The organism is Leclercia sp. LSNIH8 (assembly GCF_002920195.1).
In the GTDB taxonomy this organism is placed as follows: domain Bacteria; phylum Pseudomonadota; class Gammaproteobacteria; order Enterobacterales; family Enterobacteriaceae; genus Enterobacter.
In genome coordinates this window covers 100,547-116,791 of the sequence record NZ_PQJY01000011.1, presented here as the reverse complement: position 1 = coordinate 116,791, position 16,245 = coordinate 100,547, and the positions used below count along the sequence as shown (strand labels likewise).

11 protein-coding genes and 5 pseudogenes are annotated in these 16,245 nt (G+C 46.5%); 11 read left to right on the top strand and 5 right to left on the bottom strand.

What is annotated here, in order from left to right; all coding sequences use genetic code 11:
- From C3406_RS22580 to C3406_RS26940, 9 genes and pseudogenes are all read left to right on the top strand, one after another.
- Positions 1–160, top strand: a 160-nt coding sequence (locus C3406_RS22580; protein ID WP_233210590.1) for an IS1 family transposase, incomplete at its 5' end; no start/stop codon positions are given.
- Between the two features lie 413 nt (positions 161–573).
- Positions 574–1,434, top strand: a complete 861-nt coding sequence (locus C3406_RS22575; RefSeq protein WP_103181188.1) for a RepB family plasmid replication initiator protein — start codon at positions 574–576, stop codon at positions 1,432–1,434.
- A gap of 664 nt (positions 1,435–2,098) precedes the next feature.
- Positions 2,099–3,265 (top strand): plasmid-partitioning protein SopA, encoded by a 1,167-nt coding sequence (gene sopA / locus C3406_RS22570; protein WP_103181187.1) that lies wholly within the window; start codon positions 2,099–2,101, stop codon positions 3,263–3,265.
- The gene (locus C3406_RS22565) at positions 3,265–4,236 is read left to right on the top strand and encodes a ParB/RepB/Spo0J family plasmid partition protein (protein WP_103181186.1); all 972 of its coding nucleotides are present in this window, start codon (positions 3,265–3,267) and stop codon (positions 4,234–4,236) included. The genes sopA and C3406_RS22565 overlap by 1 nt, the downstream gene beginning before the upstream one ends.
- A 942-nt stretch (positions 4,237–5,178) precedes the next feature.
- Positions 5,179–5,485, top strand: a pseudogene (locus C3406_RS26620) (antirestriction protein ArdA).
- 1,595 nt (positions 5,486–7,080) lie between these two features.
- A protein-coding gene (locus tag C3406_RS22545; RefSeq protein WP_103181205.1) for an IS3 family transposase occupies positions 7,081–8,288 on the top strand; the annotation gives its coding sequence in 2 pieces (ribosomal slippage) (positions 7,081–7,402 and positions 7,402–8,288; 1,209 coding nt in all).
- Between the two features lie 93 nt (positions 8,289–8,381).
- Positions 8,382–8,516 (top strand): annotated as a pseudogene (locus C3406_RS26095) (DUF905 family protein); the annotation flags it as partial.
- A 217-nt stretch (positions 8,517–8,733) separates the two neighbouring features.
- Positions 8,734–9,057: a ParB N-terminal domain-containing protein gene (locus tag C3406_RS26945; RefSeq protein ID WP_473828804.1), complete on the top strand. Its 324-nt coding sequence runs from the start codon at positions 8,734–8,736 to the stop codon at positions 9,055–9,057.
- A gap of 490 nt (positions 9,058–9,547) precedes the next feature.
- Positions 9,548–10,776: pseudogene (locus C3406_RS26940) on the top strand (ISNCY family transposase).
- 104 nt (positions 10,777–10,880) lie between these two features.
- Here the strand turns inward: C3406_RS26940 and C3406_RS26610 are convergent.
- A pseudogene (locus C3406_RS26610) lies at positions 10,881–11,047 on the bottom strand (transposase); the annotation flags it as partial.
- Positions 11,048–11,401: 354 nt separating this feature from the next.
- Between C3406_RS26610 and C3406_RS22535 the strand changes: the two are divergent.
- A pseudogene (locus C3406_RS22535) lies at positions 11,402–12,549 on the top strand (IS3 family transposase).
- Between the two features lie 7 nt (positions 12,550–12,556).
- Positions 12,557–12,730, top strand: a complete 174-nt coding sequence (locus C3406_RS22530) for a hypothetical protein (RefSeq protein ID WP_223610755.1) — start codon at positions 12,557–12,559, stop codon at positions 12,728–12,730.
- A 3-nt stretch (positions 12,731–12,733) separates the two neighbouring features.
- Here the strand turns inward: C3406_RS22530 and C3406_RS22525 are convergent, their stop codons facing one another.
- The 4 genes from C3406_RS22525 to C3406_RS22510 form a co-directional block, all read right to left on the bottom strand.
- Positions 12,734–13,153, bottom strand: a complete 420-nt coding sequence (locus C3406_RS22525) for a helix-turn-helix domain-containing protein (RefSeq protein ID WP_103825223.1) — start codon at positions 13,151–13,153, stop codon at positions 12,734–12,736.
- Positions 13,150–13,461: a type II toxin-antitoxin system HigB family toxin gene (locus C3406_RS22520; protein ID WP_045898923.1), complete on the bottom strand. Its 312-nt coding sequence runs from the start codon at positions 13,459–13,461 to the stop codon at positions 13,150–13,152. The genes C3406_RS22525 and C3406_RS22520 overlap by 4 nt, the downstream gene beginning before the upstream one ends.
- A 1,048-nt stretch (positions 13,462–14,509) precedes the next feature.
- The gene (locus C3406_RS22515; RefSeq protein WP_103825222.1) at positions 14,510–14,908 is read right to left on the bottom strand and encodes an H-NS family histone-like protein; all 399 of its coding nucleotides are present in this window, start codon (positions 14,906–14,908) and stop codon (positions 14,510–14,512) included.
- An 859-nt stretch (positions 14,909–15,767) separates the two neighbouring features.
- Entirely contained in the window at positions 15,768–16,181 is a 414-nt protein-coding gene (locus tag C3406_RS22510; RefSeq protein ID WP_130588776.1) for a hypothetical protein, read from the bottom strand.
- Positions 16,182–16,245: the final 64 nt, after the last annotated feature.

The following is a 16,245-nucleotide window of genomic DNA, read 5'->3' as shown; positions in this document are numbered from 1 at the left end:
GCGAATCAGCAAGCGATATACGCAGCGAATTGAGCGGCATAACCTGAATCTGAGGCAGCACCTGGCACGGCTGGGACGGAAGTCGCTGTCGTTCTCAAAATCGGTGGAGCTGCATGACAAAGTCATCGGGCATTATCTGAACATAAAACACTATCAATAAGTTGGAGTCATTACCGCCTGTCTGTTAAGTTAAAACTTTCAGTGGCATTATGCTATTTGGGCACTATCCCTTTTCATCCTCTCGGATCTCAAAAAGTTATCAACATATACACCGGTTAGATCCTATAACACGATCCTATTGAAGATCCTAAATGGATCCTTATAGTCCCAAACAGATCCCCGATCGCTGCAAGCCACGTCAGACAAGGCATTCAGAGGATTTGGGTGTGTCGTATTATGCAATAAGTGTGTCGCAACATGTAATTGGTGTGTCATGCCATGAGCAAAGTGGGTGACATCATGCTCTTGGTGTGTCATAACATGCAAAATGGTGTGTCGCATCATGTCAAATAACGAACTATCCACCTTTTGTGGATAACCTCGAATGGATTCTAACCACAGTGGTGTAACTATATGACTGATAACAATTTTATACCCTCCCAAATTACAAATGAAGGAGAGGTACACCAATTAACAGTCACAAACAATTCATCAGTTCAGCCAGCGATTTTACTGCGTCTGGGTGTCTTTGTTCCTGCCAGTCGTGCAATTCCTAAGGGGCAGAAGTCCGGTATAGATGTTTCTTCGTCGTTCTCCCAGCTTGAGTTCGCCCGTAAGGAAGGTTATGACGAAGTCAGGATCTTTGGTGAGCGACTGAACATATCAACGGACTTCAGCGTCTGGATGGGCATTATTGGTGCCTTCAGTAAATACGGCTTGAAATCAAATACCATCGAGCTGCCTTTCACTGAGTTCGCCGCGTTGTGCCAGTATGATTCTCGCCAGTTTAACAAACGTCTGCGTGACACCATTTTTGATGCTCTTACCCGGATTGGTACCAAGACTGTTCAATTCAACAGTAAGAAAACTGGAGATAAATTTTTTACTCAGCTCCTTAAGAGCGGTAAGTATACGAGAGAGTCCGATACAATCACGCTCCAGGCCGATGAGCGCCTCCATGAACTGTACCAGATTGACTACAACATCCTACTGCGCAAGCGTCCCTACCATATGCTCAAAGGTAAAGAAGTTGCTCAGACACTCTATACCTACATAGCAAGTCTGCCCGATAACCCTGCCCCAATTAGATTTGATCGCATCATTGAGCGATTGAATTTGACCTCTCCAGTAAAGGAGCAGAACCGGCTGATCAAGGCTGCTTTGAAGCAACTACAAGTCATTGGCTACATTGAGTATTCCATTATTAAAGATGGTCGAACTCTAACTGTGTTGATTCATAAGCGAAATAAAAAACTCAAAGAAATGGGGTCATAGAAGGTGGGTCACATTATGCAGGCGATCCAGTAATGGTGGGTCGTATCATGATTTTAGGTGTGTCATAACATGTTATCGTGGCACACTAGTATTCATGCCTGTTTTGTTAGGTTGATTTTTGTACCAATCCAAATGGACCCGCATGCTGTGACACACCTTTAGCATATCGCTGCCCACTTTTTCATGTTTATACCCAACATTTTTAAGATCCTCCGATGATCGTTTTTCTAAGCATGTTGCGACACACTTTATGCATGCTATGACCCACCTTTATCATTCTGGCTATTAAGAAGGTTATTCCCAATAAGTGCGGGTGATGCATTTATGAAAATTACATTTTGTAGAGGTCATGAGTACTGTTTTCAGCCGCCCTGCCCTCATGTATACAGTGTTTCGTCTGCATCAAGGAGGAAAGGGCCGCTCGGTATACGAAAAAGATACCCTACCATTTTGAATGGTTTGCAGTTAATTGTTGTCCAGTAATTTCAAACTTTCAAACTTTCAAACTTTCTTATGAGTTGAAGGATTCTGTTTAAAAAGTTATCAACTTTGCAAGATTTGATGCACTTTGCATTTTTTTAGTGGGTTTGCATATTTTTGGTTGCTTTGCTTGTTTTATCAAGATTTAATATAATTATGCAAAGTTGATTTGAAGGGGTTTCAAATGGGATTAATGGATACGCTTAACCAGTGCATTGCAGCAGGACATGAGATGACGAAAGCCATCGCAATTGCTCAATTTAATGATGATAGCCCTGAAGCAAGAAAAATAACCCGTCGGTGGCGAGTTGGTGAGGCAGCTGACCTGATCGGTGTTTCATCCCAGGCTATTCGTGACGCTGAAAAAGCAGGACGATTGCCGCATCCAGATATGGAATTACGAGGACGCGTTGAACAGCGCGTTGGCTATACCATTGAGCAAATAAACCACATGCGAGATGTGTTTAGTACCCGCCTCCGTCGCCCAGATGAAAGCTTACCTCCGGTAATCGGTGTTGCAGCTCATAAAGGTGGAGTTTATAAAACTTCTGTCTCCGTTCATCTTGCTCAGGATCTGGCTTTAAAAGGACTTCGCGTACTGTTAGTCGAAGGCAACGATCCGCAAGGGACGGCCTCGATGTATCACGGTTGGGTTCCTGATTTACATATTCATTCTGAAGATACTCTCCTCCCCTTCTATCTCGGTGAACGAGATGATGCTTCATATGCGGTAAAACCAACTTGCTGGCCTGGCCTTGATATCATCCCTTCTTGTCTGGCCTTACATCGTATTGAAACTGAGTTGATGGGACGTTTCGACGAAGGAAAGCTGCCGACAGAACCTCACATGATGCTAAGGCTGGCCATTGAAACGGTAGCCCATGATTACGATGTTGTTGTTATCGATAGTGCTCCTAATCTTGGTATCGGCACAATCAACGTTGTATGTGCTGCTGACGTGTTATTAGTCCCTACCCCCGCTGAGCTCTTTGACTATACCTCTGCATTGCAATTTTTCGATATGCTCCGGGATTTGCTGAAGAATGTAGATCTACAAGGCTTTGAACCAGATGTCAGAATCTTGCTTACTAAATATAACAATAATAATGGTTCCCAGTCGCCTTGGATGGAAGAGCAAATCAGGGATGCATGGGGAAGCATGGTTCTTAAAAACGTGGTACGCGAAACGGATGAAGTAGGTAAAGGCCAAATTCGAATGCGAACAGTATTTGAACAAGCAATTGATCAGCGTTCTTCTACTGGAGCATGGAGGAATGCGCTCGCAATTTGGGAGCCGGTTTGTAATGAAATTTTCGACCGTCTCATTAAACCTCGTTGGGAAATCCGCTAATGAAACGAGCACCTATCATCCCTAAATCTATTCCTTCAGTCGTTCCTGTAACTACTGTATCGGCCCCTGCAGCTCCTATGGTAGACACACTAATTGCTCGAGTAGGCGCTATGGCAAAGGGTAATACTATTACCCTTCCCGTGTGTGGACGAGAAGTAAAATTTATTCTTGAGACCATACCCGGTGCAGATGTCGCCAGCTCAACTAAGGTCTGGGCTGGTAATGAACGTGATCAAGCTTTTCTAATAGAAGAGGCTTTGGACGATCTCATACCATCGTTCTTGCTTACCGGCCAACAAAATCCGGCGTTTGGGCGTAAGGTCGACGGTCATATTGAAGTTGCCGATGGTAGTCGCCGTCGCATGACTGCCATCTTTACATCAACTGAGTATCGCATACTCGTTGGTGCCCTTGATGACGAACAGATGGATGCTTTATGCAAACTTGGAAATGATTACAGACCGACAAGTGCTTATGAAAGAGGTACGCGTTATTCTCAACGTTTAGAAAAAGAATTTAACGGAAATATCTCTGCCTTGGCCGATGCTGAAAACATCTCAAGGAAAGTCATAACCAGATGTATCAATACTTCTAGGCTACCAAGAGATGTGATCGCCCTCTTCTCTCATCCAGGCGAGCTTTCCGCAAGGGCTGGCGAAAGTTTACAGAAAATCTTTTCTGAGAACGAAGCTCGTTTACTCGATGGGGCTTTTGAGCTATCAGAGAAGAGAAAAGCAGGTGTAGTACTTGAGGCTGATGAAATAATTCAATTTCTTACTGCCTTGCTTAAAGATTCCAGCAAGAAAGTAAATCAGGCCCCAGAAAAGCGTGAGTTCATTCCTGGAGCAACAGCGCGTTATAAAGGAAATAAAGTGATTATCAGCCTGGATCGTTCCAAACTTTCCGAGGAAGATATTGGGAAGTTTGAAGAAATGCTTGAGCTTTTAGCTACGAAGAAAAACAAGCATTAATTCGGTAGTTATCTTCCTGCTTTACCTTCTTCAAGACCATGGTTCAAATTCCTAATATGGGACCGTGGTCCCAACCCCTTAACTGGGACCGTGGTCCCAACCCCTTAACTGGGACCGTGGTCCCAACCCCTTAACTGGGACCGTGGTCCCAACCCCTTAACTGGGACCGTGGTCCCAACCCCTTAACTGGGACCGTGGTCCCAACCCCTTAACTGGGACCGTGGTCCCAACCCCTTAACTGGGACCGTGGTCCCAACCCCTTAACTGGGACCGTGGTCCCAACCCCTTAACTGGGACCGTGGTCCCGACCCCTTAACTGGGACCGTGGTCCCGACCCCTTAACTGGGACCGTGGTCCCGACCCCTTAACTGGGATCGTGGTCCCAACCCCTTAACTGGGACCGTGGTCCCGACCCCATAACTGGGACCGTGGTCCCGACCCCATAACTGGGACCGTGGTCCAATCTAGTCAGCTCGCATCAGATTATGAATTTTTAAACTTTACCTTAAAAGTTATCCACTGAATCGGTGGGTAAGCCTGTGCACAATGTGTCAGGAAAAGGAGTATTAACTGAGCTCTCAGTGCTTGAAAAAAGGATGTCATGTAGTCCGGCTTACCGCGGGACCTACACGGTGTTATGGCCACGCATCGAGTGACATTCGTGCAGACTGCGGCAAACGCCGTGCCTCTAATCTAGCCCGACCGCTGCGGCTGCAAGGGTGCGCTTGTCCGTCATCCTCGCCCATCGCAGTTATTATCTAATGTCTGCAGCCGGTCTTCCCGTCGTTCTCTCGCTCACTATCCGCTCGATAACCGTACAAGCTGCCTAGGATATTTTCTGCGCCACGGCCTCCTGTAACGCCCATTGCATTCTCCACTATTCGTCGGGCTTCGTTTCGGCACGGCGTAAGCCGGAACTCAGACGACATATACCACGGAGGAATTTTCATGAGCACAACAACACCGGCTGTATACGTTGGCACTTGGCACAAATACAACTGCGGCAGCATTTTCGAAAAGTGGTTCGACTTGACCGATTTGACGGAAAAGAGGATTTTCTCGAATCCTGATATGCCCTGCATTCAAACGAGCACGATCCGCAACTCATGTTCCAAGACTGGGAAGGTATTCCGGCCTGTTGAACGAGATTCCATAGTTGCTTCGTAGTTACTTTGATTTTGAAGCCTACGCGCGTGACTTGTTCAGCGGCGGTCTGGTGTTTGTCGACGGTAATGTGTTCAACAACTGATTAGGACGGGCAGGGGGATCCCCTGCCGCTAAGGAGAGCATCATGAAACTCGATCCACAGACCCTTGGCATATTGCGTCAGTTCAAAACATGATTAATACCAGCCGTCGTGATTCAGGTCAGGGGAAACTGACGACCGCGTAGGTAGTCGATAAAATTTGCTACTTCATGACCTGTCATTGTTGAGTGTATATGGGCGGACACTTCATTTTGAAGGTTGGGAAGGGGTAGGGCTACGGCAGGTGGTTAAGCCGCTATAAACCTGGCAGGCAATCTGCCCACCTGTGCTGTCTGTAGCCCGTATGTGCGGATGAGATTAAGCTTGATGACGGGATATTACAGGGTCGGAGGCGCGTATAAGTGATGCAAATAATGCGAAGTTTTGAAAAGAAGACCAAGACAAGGTTGCTGTAGACCTTGTCACATCCGCTGTTGCATACAAGAATGTATGAATATGCCGGTTATACCTGAAGCGGTGGCCAGAGAATAACCGTAACATCTCAAAGAATATTTTAACGAGCGGGTGCGTCTCTATCGCATCAGTACGTTGCTGCCGACCGCAAATAATCTGCGATATATCGAAATGGCTGAAGCCCATAAAAAGTAGAAAGATCTTTTCAGGAGGCGATGTCGAGAACTCCCTTCACCGGGACTTTTGCCTGAGATTCTAACCATCCTTAAGTCAGGTCTTTACGCAAAAGGCGCTGGTAAGGGTCTGAACCTTAGGTGGAAAGGAATTACTGGTTAGCAACATCACATCTTAATGACATCGCAAGTTAGCAATATAACAAATTCATAAGGTAATAATATTATAAAACAACAACTTGATAATTTTTTTAATTCTTGAGGTTACAATTGACGTCCGGTCGGGCTGTCATGCTTCATACAGAGCCAACGATGCTGTCTCTGCCAAGCTCCTCTGGGGCAGCGGGTGTCCATCCCATGACGCAACATCCATGCTCGCAGGAGCCGGAATGGCTGCGCCGCTCAGTCGCGCCGCTTCCTGCGCTTCAGGCATGGCATCAATGCCGTTGGTGTTATCGATGCCATGCAGAGGGCAATGCGCGCGGCTTACGTCATTACGGCGTGTCCCTGCCCATCTCTCACCGTATGCCTTTTCTCCGTTTATGGCTCTCCTGCCGGGTGCTGATAGCACCACAGTCTTCTTGGTTGACAAACCCTTTCGCAATATATTTCCCCCGGCCATTCCGGTTCGCTTCATTAGACCGGAATAAATTTCCCGCTTGCCCCATACAGCTGCGTCTGCCAATGATGTTTACGCCCCTGCGGCGAAGGGTCTCAAACGGATGAAGTGCATTTATCCGTGGAAAAAAAACAGTGGTTTACCATAAAGCGTTAAAGCCGCGGCTCCGGAAACTCAACGGATAATGTGGTTTTTGAAGGCCAGACCCTGTTCAGAAGGAGGTGTGTAGTGAGCAAAACCCTGAAGGAATTTCATAGCCAGCCGGAGGTGCAGTATGTGCCCACGCCTGGAGATGTGGAATTGATGTAGCCCCCTGAAACACCAGACAGTAGCTGTATCTCCAGATAAGAGATAGGCTTGAATATATGTCTAACACTAACGCCAATTTTGAGATGACCGGGATCCTGTTAGGGCAAGAAGTCCGTAAACGTAAAACTCCTCAGGAGAAGATCGCCATTATCCAGCAGACGATGGAGCCGGGCATGAATGTCTCCCATGTCGCCCGCCTGCATGGCATCCAGCCCAGCCTGCTGTTTAAGTGGAAGAAGCAATATCAGGAAGGCAGCCTCACCGCCGTTGCGGCCGGAGAAGAAGTTGTTCCAGCTTCTGAGCTTACTGCTGCTCTGAAGCAGGTCCGGGAGCTTCAGCGCCTGCTGGGCAAGAAGACGATGGAAGTTGAGATCCTGAAAGAAGCCGTGGAGTACGCTCAGTCGCGAAAATGGATAGCGTACGCGCCCTTGTTGCCAAAGGACGGGGAATAGCGCTGGTCAGCCGCACCATGGGCGTGTCGCGTGCGCAGCTGTCACTGCGAATTAACCGTTCTGCCGACTGGCAGGACAGGCGCTGTAACCGGCGTGATGACGAAGCAGACGCTGAAATACTGTCAGAGATCCTCGATATCATCAGCGATATGCCCAGTTACGGCTATCGCCGTGTGTGGGGCATCCTGCGTACGCAACGTCGTACAGAGGGACTGCCCCCCGTGAACGCCAAACGGCTTTACCGGCTTATGAGCGAGCATAATCTGCTGTTACTGCATGACAAACCAGAGCGGTCGAAGCGTGAACATAAGGGCAAAATCGCGGTGGCAGAAAGCGATATGCGCTGGTGTTCAGATGGCTTCGAGTTCGGCTGCGACAACGGTGAGAAGCTGCGGGTCACGTTCGCGCTGGACTGCTGCGACAGAGAAGCCATAGACTGGGCAGCGAGCACAGGAGGCTACGACAGTTCGACGGTGCAGGATGTGATGCTGAGGTCGGTGGAAAAGCGCTTCGGCGACGGGCTGCCGACCACACCGGTTCAATGGCTGACGGATAACGGTTCAGCATATACCGCGCATGAAACGCGGAGGTTCGCCAGAGAGCTGAATCTGGAGCCGTGTACAACAGCGGTGAGCAGCCCGCAGAGCAATGGCATGGCCGAACGGTTCGTGAAGACGATGAAGGAAGACTATATCGCGTTCATGGCAAAACCAGATGTGAGAACAGCCCTGCGAAACCTTGCAGCAGCGTTCACACATTACAATGAAAACCACCCGCACAGCGCGCTGGGCTATCACTCCCCGAGGGAATATCGGCGGCAGCGGACATCGTTAACTTAAGATACAAAAGCTGTCCGGAGATGGCGGGTCAAGATCACCTGGAGATGTGGAATTGGCGGCCGTCCTGAATGCCGGGCTGAAAAAACGGCTCTGATGCTGCCGGAAGGGGCATTAACCCGGGAAGAGGCAGTGGCGGCGCAGTATACCAATGTGATGATTGAAGACGATCAGGAGGCACATTTCCGTCTGACCATTCGTTACTACAACGGACGACTGATGGCGCGGGTGTGAAATTTCGAACCCGATGCGGGGAACCACCTTAACCGCTACATCAGACACGCGGCGACCTCACCAGAGCAGGTTCAGTAAGAAAATACCCTGTCGGAGCGCCAACTCCGCAGGACCGACAATCGTGAATATCGGAGTGGTACTAACTATGTCAGTAACAGATGTTAAAGCAAGAACCGTAAAAAAGGCCAGCGTAAAGAAACCAAACAAAGCCTAACTGGCTGCACTTCAGGCGGCGATCGATGCTGCGCAGACCGAGACTGTTCCGCTGTCTGATCTCGTTAAATCCTCCTTCACCGTCCGAACCATCCTGTGTTCCTTAGACAGCGTATGCAGCCTGGCTGAAACCATCGCCTCCGTCGGGCTGCTGCAGAACCTGATTGTCCATGACATGGATGACGGTAAGTCTGGCGTGACAACAGGTGGCCCGCCGTGTGAGCGCGATGCATTGGCTTGCGGAAGAAAACTGACTCGGCGCCGTTCAACCTGTCACGGTGAAGCGCGTGTCTGTCTGATCGACTGGCTTTTAAGCTTATGCTAAGCAGGTGTAGATATTTGGCATATGTATAGATTTGACTTCTTCGAAGTGATAAAAGTGCGCATGCGATAGATGTAAAAATGCTCTATATAACTCAATTAATCTTTACTTCAACAAGCATCGGACCTTACTCAATTAACTGGTGTAGACTTAAAAGCTAAATCTACACTAGAAAAGCTTGAATACAGGTTGTTGTAGAAACAGAGAAGAGCATGGAGAAAGCAGAAAAATGGATATTTGGCAGTGGAATAGTTAATTTAGCTTTTTAAGGAAAAAAAGCCCATGTATTCCATGGACTCTTTCTTAGATGCTTCGTTTATTCTGTCCAACTTTTGGGTGTCAGTACAAAACGAGGCCATTTGTTTGACTCGACACAAACAGAATAGCCTTTTAACTGCCGCAAGGCAAGGGAGGTAAGGCCATTGTTAACGCCAAGCTGTAATGTCCCCTTTGAATCATTCTAAAATGTCCCCAGACAATTATCTGGGGGGACATGGTAAAAGAAACAATTACGATGAGACATAAGGAACTTGACAGACTTCAGATTATTCAGGACTCAATCAATTGCCATATAATCAGGAACAAGCGGCGGTGCGAATTGGTATTTCCATCCGGCAAGTTAAACGTCTGGTGCATCGATATCGAAATAAAGGTTCTGTTGGCCTTATCAATGAGAAATTGTGCGAGATACACGGCTTGTGTTTATCCACTGAAACTCTCAGGAAGTGGATGGTAGAGGAGGGGATATGGCGTGAACGTCGTCATAAACTTGTCCGAATATATCAGCGCCGCATGCGACTTCCATCCTACGGTGAACTCATCCACATCGATGGCTCGCCTCATGAATAGTTTGAAGGCAGGGGCCCCAAATGCACACTGATAGTCTTTATCGATGATGCCACCAATGCTCTGATAGCGCTGCGATTCGCTCCTGCAGAGACAACCCGGGCTACATGGAAACCCTTCGGGGTTACCTTAATGATCATGGCATACCACTGGTTCTCTACTCTGACAGACACAGTATATTCCGAGTAAATAACCCGGAGCGGGAAGGGGAGTTGACTCAGTTTACACGTGCGGTAAAGGCACTGGGCATCGAGCCAATCCATGCCAACAGCCCGCAGGCAAAAGGGCGGTTAGAACGCGCCAATCAGACACTCTAGGACAGGCTGGTTAAGGAAATGCGGCTTCAGGGTATCAGCAATATTGAAACAGCAAACGCATGATTGCCGACATTTATTGAAGCGTATAACGACCGGTTCGCTACGCCGCCTCGTATTGCTGATAATGCCCACCTTGATGTACACCATTCTGAAAGAACTGGGTTATATCTTGAGTCTTCAGGCGAGGCGCGTTCTCTCCAAAAATCTCACTTTCCAGTACAAAAGCATTGAGTTTCAGATACGCAGTGAAGGCCGGGGATATCGACTTCGACATTCGGTTGTCACGGTTTGCTAAAGCTTTGACGGTGAAATGAACGTTCTTTATGTCGGGAAATTATTGGGGTGGTAAAAGTATATTGATGGTCCGGAGCCTATACCACTGGATTATGAGAAGAGTGTCCATGAACGTGTGGATAATGCCCGCATAGATTTACGCTCAAAATTCTATGTAAAATCTAAAGCTGACCACCCTTGGCTTACGCGTCGCGCGCAAATTAATCAGCAAGTGAAGCCTCCGGACTTACCTAAACAGAAGGCTAATCCCGATAAAACGGACTGAAACCGGGGGTTATTCAATTGAGTGCATATCCAGTCATCGGGTAGATTTTTACGTAGCGTTTCTAGCGTGCATTTTTGGGTGGTTTGTTACTGATTAATGGGGGTAAGACGACGATTCTCGTCCTCAAGATCTTTGTTTTTTTGATATCAGCAGCTTCCATCCCGCCATATCTCGCCTGCTAGTTTTAATAGCTGGCTTCGGAAATAGCGGCTTAACGACACACATCTTTAATGGTCCTGCCATCTTCGACGGACTTCAGAACGGCGATGATCTGGTGCTCGGTGAATCAGATCTTACGCATAGCGATCTCCCTAGGGGGCATCGGAAGACCTCTAAAAGTGAATGGCGCGGATTGCAGGGATACTTACACCTAGAGTTAACTAATTGTCATAAATTCACTATGGTCAGGTGTTTGTTACTAGGGGAATCATGGGAATTTCAGCTTGAAATTTTGATATTAAATCCTATTAAATCATGCTGTTGCGGAGGTTTTTTTATGGGTACATTTTCGTGCTTTTCGTTCAGTGAAGAGTCCTCTTGAGCAAAGAATTATGTATGGTAATGAATCGCCACGGGTTTAACAGACACCTCAGAGTCATTTAAGATGGCTTAAAGAGAGGTGCCCATGAGCGGTAAGCGTTATCCCGAAGAGTTTAAAACTGAAGCAGTCAAACAGGTTGTTGATCGCGGTTATTCTGTTGCCAGCGTTGCAACACGTCTCGATATCACCACCCACAGCCTTTATGCCTGAATAAAGAAGTACGGTCCGGATCCTTCCATTAATAAAGAACAGTCAGATGCTCAGGCCGAGATCCGCCGTCTCCAGAAAGAGCTGAAGCGGGTTACCGACGAACGGGACATATTAAAAAAAGCCGCGGCGTACTTCGCAAAGCTGTCCGACTGAGGTACGCCTTTATCCGTGACAACTCCTGTTGCTGGCCTGTTCGCCTGCTCTGTCGGGTGCTGGATGTTCATCCCAGTGGTTTTTACGCCTGGCTTCAGCAGCCGCATTCACAACGCCATCAGGCAGACCTGAGACTGACAGGACAGATTAAACAGTTCTGGCTGGAATCGGGATGCGTCTATGGTTATCGCAAAATCCATCTGGATCTGCGTGACAGCGGGCAACAGTGCGGAGTGAACAGAGTCTGGCGACTGATGAAACGTGTCGGGATAAAGGCTCAGGTCGGATACCGGAGCCCGCGGGCACGTAAAGGCGAGGCCAGTATCGTGTCGCCCAACAGGCTCCAGCGACAGTTCAATCCGGATGCTCCGGATAAGCGTTGGGTAACGGACATAACCTACATCAGGACCCACGAAGGCTGGCTGTATCTTGCCGTGGTTGTTGATCTGTTCTCACGCAAAATTATCGGCTGGTCCATGCAATCCCGGATGACAAAGGACATTGTCCTGAACGCACTGCTGATGGCTGTATGGCGCCGTAATCCCCAAAAACAGGTGCTGGTTCATTCGGATCAGGGCAGTCAGTACACAAGCCATGAGTGGCAGTCGTTCCTGAAATCACACGGCCTGGAGGGCAGCATGAGCCGTCACGGTAACTGCCATGATAATGCGGTTGCAGAAAGCTTTTTCCAGTTGTTGAAACGCGAACGGATAAAGAAAAAGAGCTACGGAACGCGGGAAGAAGCCCGCAGTGATATTTTTGATTACATCGAAATGTTTTATAACAGTAAGCGTCGGCATGGTTCCAGCGATCAGATGTCACCGACAGAATATGAAAACCAGTATTATCAACGGCTAGGAAGTGTCTAGATTATCCGTGGCGATTCATGCCGCCAAGAAAGAGGCAGCGTTACAGAAAGAGGAAGAGAAAAACAAGGGACTGGAGCAGTTGGCTGATCAGTTCGCGTTGGAAAAGCAGCCGTTTATTGACGCTCTGGCGATTGCAGGAAAATCACCAGAGCAGCAGAGAAAATGTTTATGGACTACGTGACAGTCAAAGGAACCACTCTGGTTTGATACCAAAACGAGCAGACAGCGCCTTAATGTGCATGATTGTCAGTGACCGCTGACCAGAGAGAATCTGGCTAACCAGCGATTTAGAGCCGATCTCCTCCTTAAGGTCAGAATAAGACAGCCTGTACTGGTCAATCAGGGTGCGCAGAAGGGCAACGCCGACTGGCATTTCAGCGATAGCCTTGTTGAATTCAGCGAAACGAGGGCTGTTATCCTCATAGTCAGCAATTTTACTCGCCAGGAAGTCAATAAGCGGGTTCTCGTCGTCGTTTTCGATCAGATAGTCCACCAACTCTATCGCTTCGCGGTAATCGCTCTCGGACGAACTGCCCCCCAGGAAGGGAACAGCAGCTACGAGTTGTTTGGTTGCTTCAATGGCTTTTGCAGTGTCGGTAATCATTCTTTGTTCTCCCTGTAATAGCGGGTCAACTTGTCGTAATCAGCGTGGGTGGCGATGTGCTTCACATAGAAGCGTTTATTCACGAAATTGATATAGGCGATAACCCTCAAGTTGTTGCCCCCTACATCCAACACCCACCACTTATTACGATACTTAAAATTGTCCAGGCTCGGTATCAGCGTTCGCATCTCAGCTGGAGAAGAAAAGTCCGTCTCGCGGACTAAGCGGTACAGCGCCCGAACGGCTAACGAATCGTTGGGATATTGCTTTGCCGCTTCCTCAAAAGGCTCTTTTGAAATTACGTGCATCTTGCGGTCGTTCCATCCGTTTACATTATGTGAACATGATAGCACCGCCCATACCCGTTTACAATATGTGAACAATGGCGCTTTCCCCTACATAGCGGCTATGTCTTTTCCTGAGCGCAGAGAGCTGATTTACAGCGCCGGAAGTCTCGTCTTCATGCGGACCTCGACCGTTAGCAATGGATGACTGATAAGGAATCACTGTGATAAAGGCAAAACCTGTACCACTCAAATACCGTCCTATCATATGTGAGCTCAAAGATTAAGGTGTTAAGGATGAAATCCTTTCAATCCGAACGGGTGGGTCACTTGAGAAAATTAAGCTAATTAAGGATAAAGGTAAGCGCCATGGAAAATCCAGTAGCGGTCCATGTTGGCCAATTGTGGGAGGAAATAGATCCGGATTTTATTAACGAGATTCGCATTCCTGGTATTACCATCGATGGATGAGCCTAAAGTCATACCGTTCGAAAATACATAAGCTGGGCGTCAGCATCCCGTCTTAATGGTAAACATGATGTGTTATAGACCAGATTCTTATCTGCTATAGCGCAAAGCGAATTTTGTATTTAAACATGGCCGAACTATAACTTCACTGGGCTGTATATCCGCAACATATTTGTAGTATAAGTCACCACTTAGTTCACATACCATTAAGTCGAATCAACAAACAGATGGCGCGCCCCATAATATCTGCCTAACCTATATAGCACAGAGAAATGCAACCTCCTGTTCCAAAAAACAGGATGGATTAAAGCTTAATTTTAAAAGGTTTTTATTGCATGTATTGTTATGCATCGAATCCAATGCAAATAACGGCCATCCGTCATAATATAGTAATTTCATTTAAGCATAACATTGTGAGGGAAATTTAATAGTTAAATGAATGCTAAAAAAATAACCGAAAATCTTGAGGCCTTCAAACAACCAATAACCTTTATCATAAATAGGAAATATTAAACTCATAAAAAGACAGTATCAAAAAAGGCCAGATTACGGCCACTTTTAATGGGTTGAATATTGCGTACACTTTCATTAAATCTGACTTAGATCAGAAATCATCCAGAGTTTTACCTGCTGAAAGTTGCTCAGTTAGATCTTTAGGAGTGCGTCCCTGACCCGTCCATGTTTTGGTCTCACCATTTTCATCAGTAAATGTATATTTGGTAGGGCGAGGCTCACGGAATTTCTTCGGTGAGGAAGATTTTGAAGAGAATGCGCCCATTAGCTCTTCAGGGTTAATACCATCTTCTTCCATTAATTTACGCAGGGCTTCAAATTTTTCCTGACGAGCTTGCAGGGAAGCTGCTTTGGATGATTCTTCCTCACGACGTTCAGAGACAACTACTTCTAACTTTTCAAGGATTTTTTCGAGAATTTCTAAAGGAAGCTCACGGCCCTGAGCGCGAAGAGTACGGATATTGTTTAATGATTTGAGCACTTCAGACATGTGAACTCACTTAAAAATAAACTTAGAATTAACGCCAGATAATAACACATATTTTTGGCGGTAATACGCTACCCTTTAAGAAAAAACTCACATTCACCAATAAGTTGAAACAATATCAGTACTGAGATATGGACATTTTTAATCAACTAAACCTAGCAATGCAGGGATTCTGTCAGGTGATGAAATCCCGAATTATAGGCATTTCACACTGTAAAACCCGGGAGGGGAGTGGGATAAGGCGTCTTGTGTATCAGCAAGCATCTTGTACATCCCCTCCTTTAGGCCTTGTAAATGCAAGGCAGTAAAAATCTGCCCCCCTTAAGAGAAAAAACATAATCTGAAGCCTCAGAAGATCAGGTTTAAATTAACTTTTCTGAACCCCCTGTCCTGTAACACTTTTAGTCAATTAGTCAGATCAGCTAATTATGAACAATGCTAATGCATGTAACACTTTTTTACCAGAAGTGGTCTTCACTTAACAAAATCCTGTACTCAGTCTACTGCTTATGTGCAACTTCTTCGATAAAAGTCGCACATGGTAATGCTGCCTTATGTTTAACTTTTCATGAATAAGTTAAACATGGAGTGAACTCTGATGTTCAACTTTTTTATAAAAAGTTAAACATGGAGTGAAATCTTATGTTCATCTTTTTTATAAAAAGTTAAACATGGAGTGGATTCTTATGTTCAACTTTTTTATAAAAAGTTAAACATGGAAAAATCGACCGTGTTCAACTTTTTGAGTAAAAGTGTTACAAGTATTAATCAAACTTTCACGGATATACAGGGTACGTAAAAAGTAACTTTTTTTCATGCCATTATTCGTCCATTCCACATTCTCAATCCCTATCACTGCCTATCAAGCATCGGCGCTGCGCTTAAACACCTTAAAACTATTTTGTGCATTCTGGCAAAACACGTATGGGTGTTGTCTAAAATCTTCCCCTGTCTGGTATAGTGGATTAAATCCTTTGTGTAGACTATTCGGATACAGGAGGAGAACATGAGAAACTTGTAAATCAGGCGCTACGAAGCACATCAGGATGAGAAATTCAGAAGCCTTGGTAACATAGCCGCTGAAGGTAGAGAGATCTGCAATTACCGGGCGCTCTGAAAGGCGTATAACCTGAAAGGCGTATAACAAGTCTGTAATTTCAGCTACAGATGTGCTAAAATAAGATGCAGAAAAACTGGGCAGTAGATTGTAATCCACAAGCATCCACCATCTGGGATGATAAATGGATTTCGAAATAGCCAACATCGCTGGCGTCACTGTCATTTTCCTGCCGACAGCTAATATTCTTTGTATTCTGACCTTGATATCCAACAATTAGACG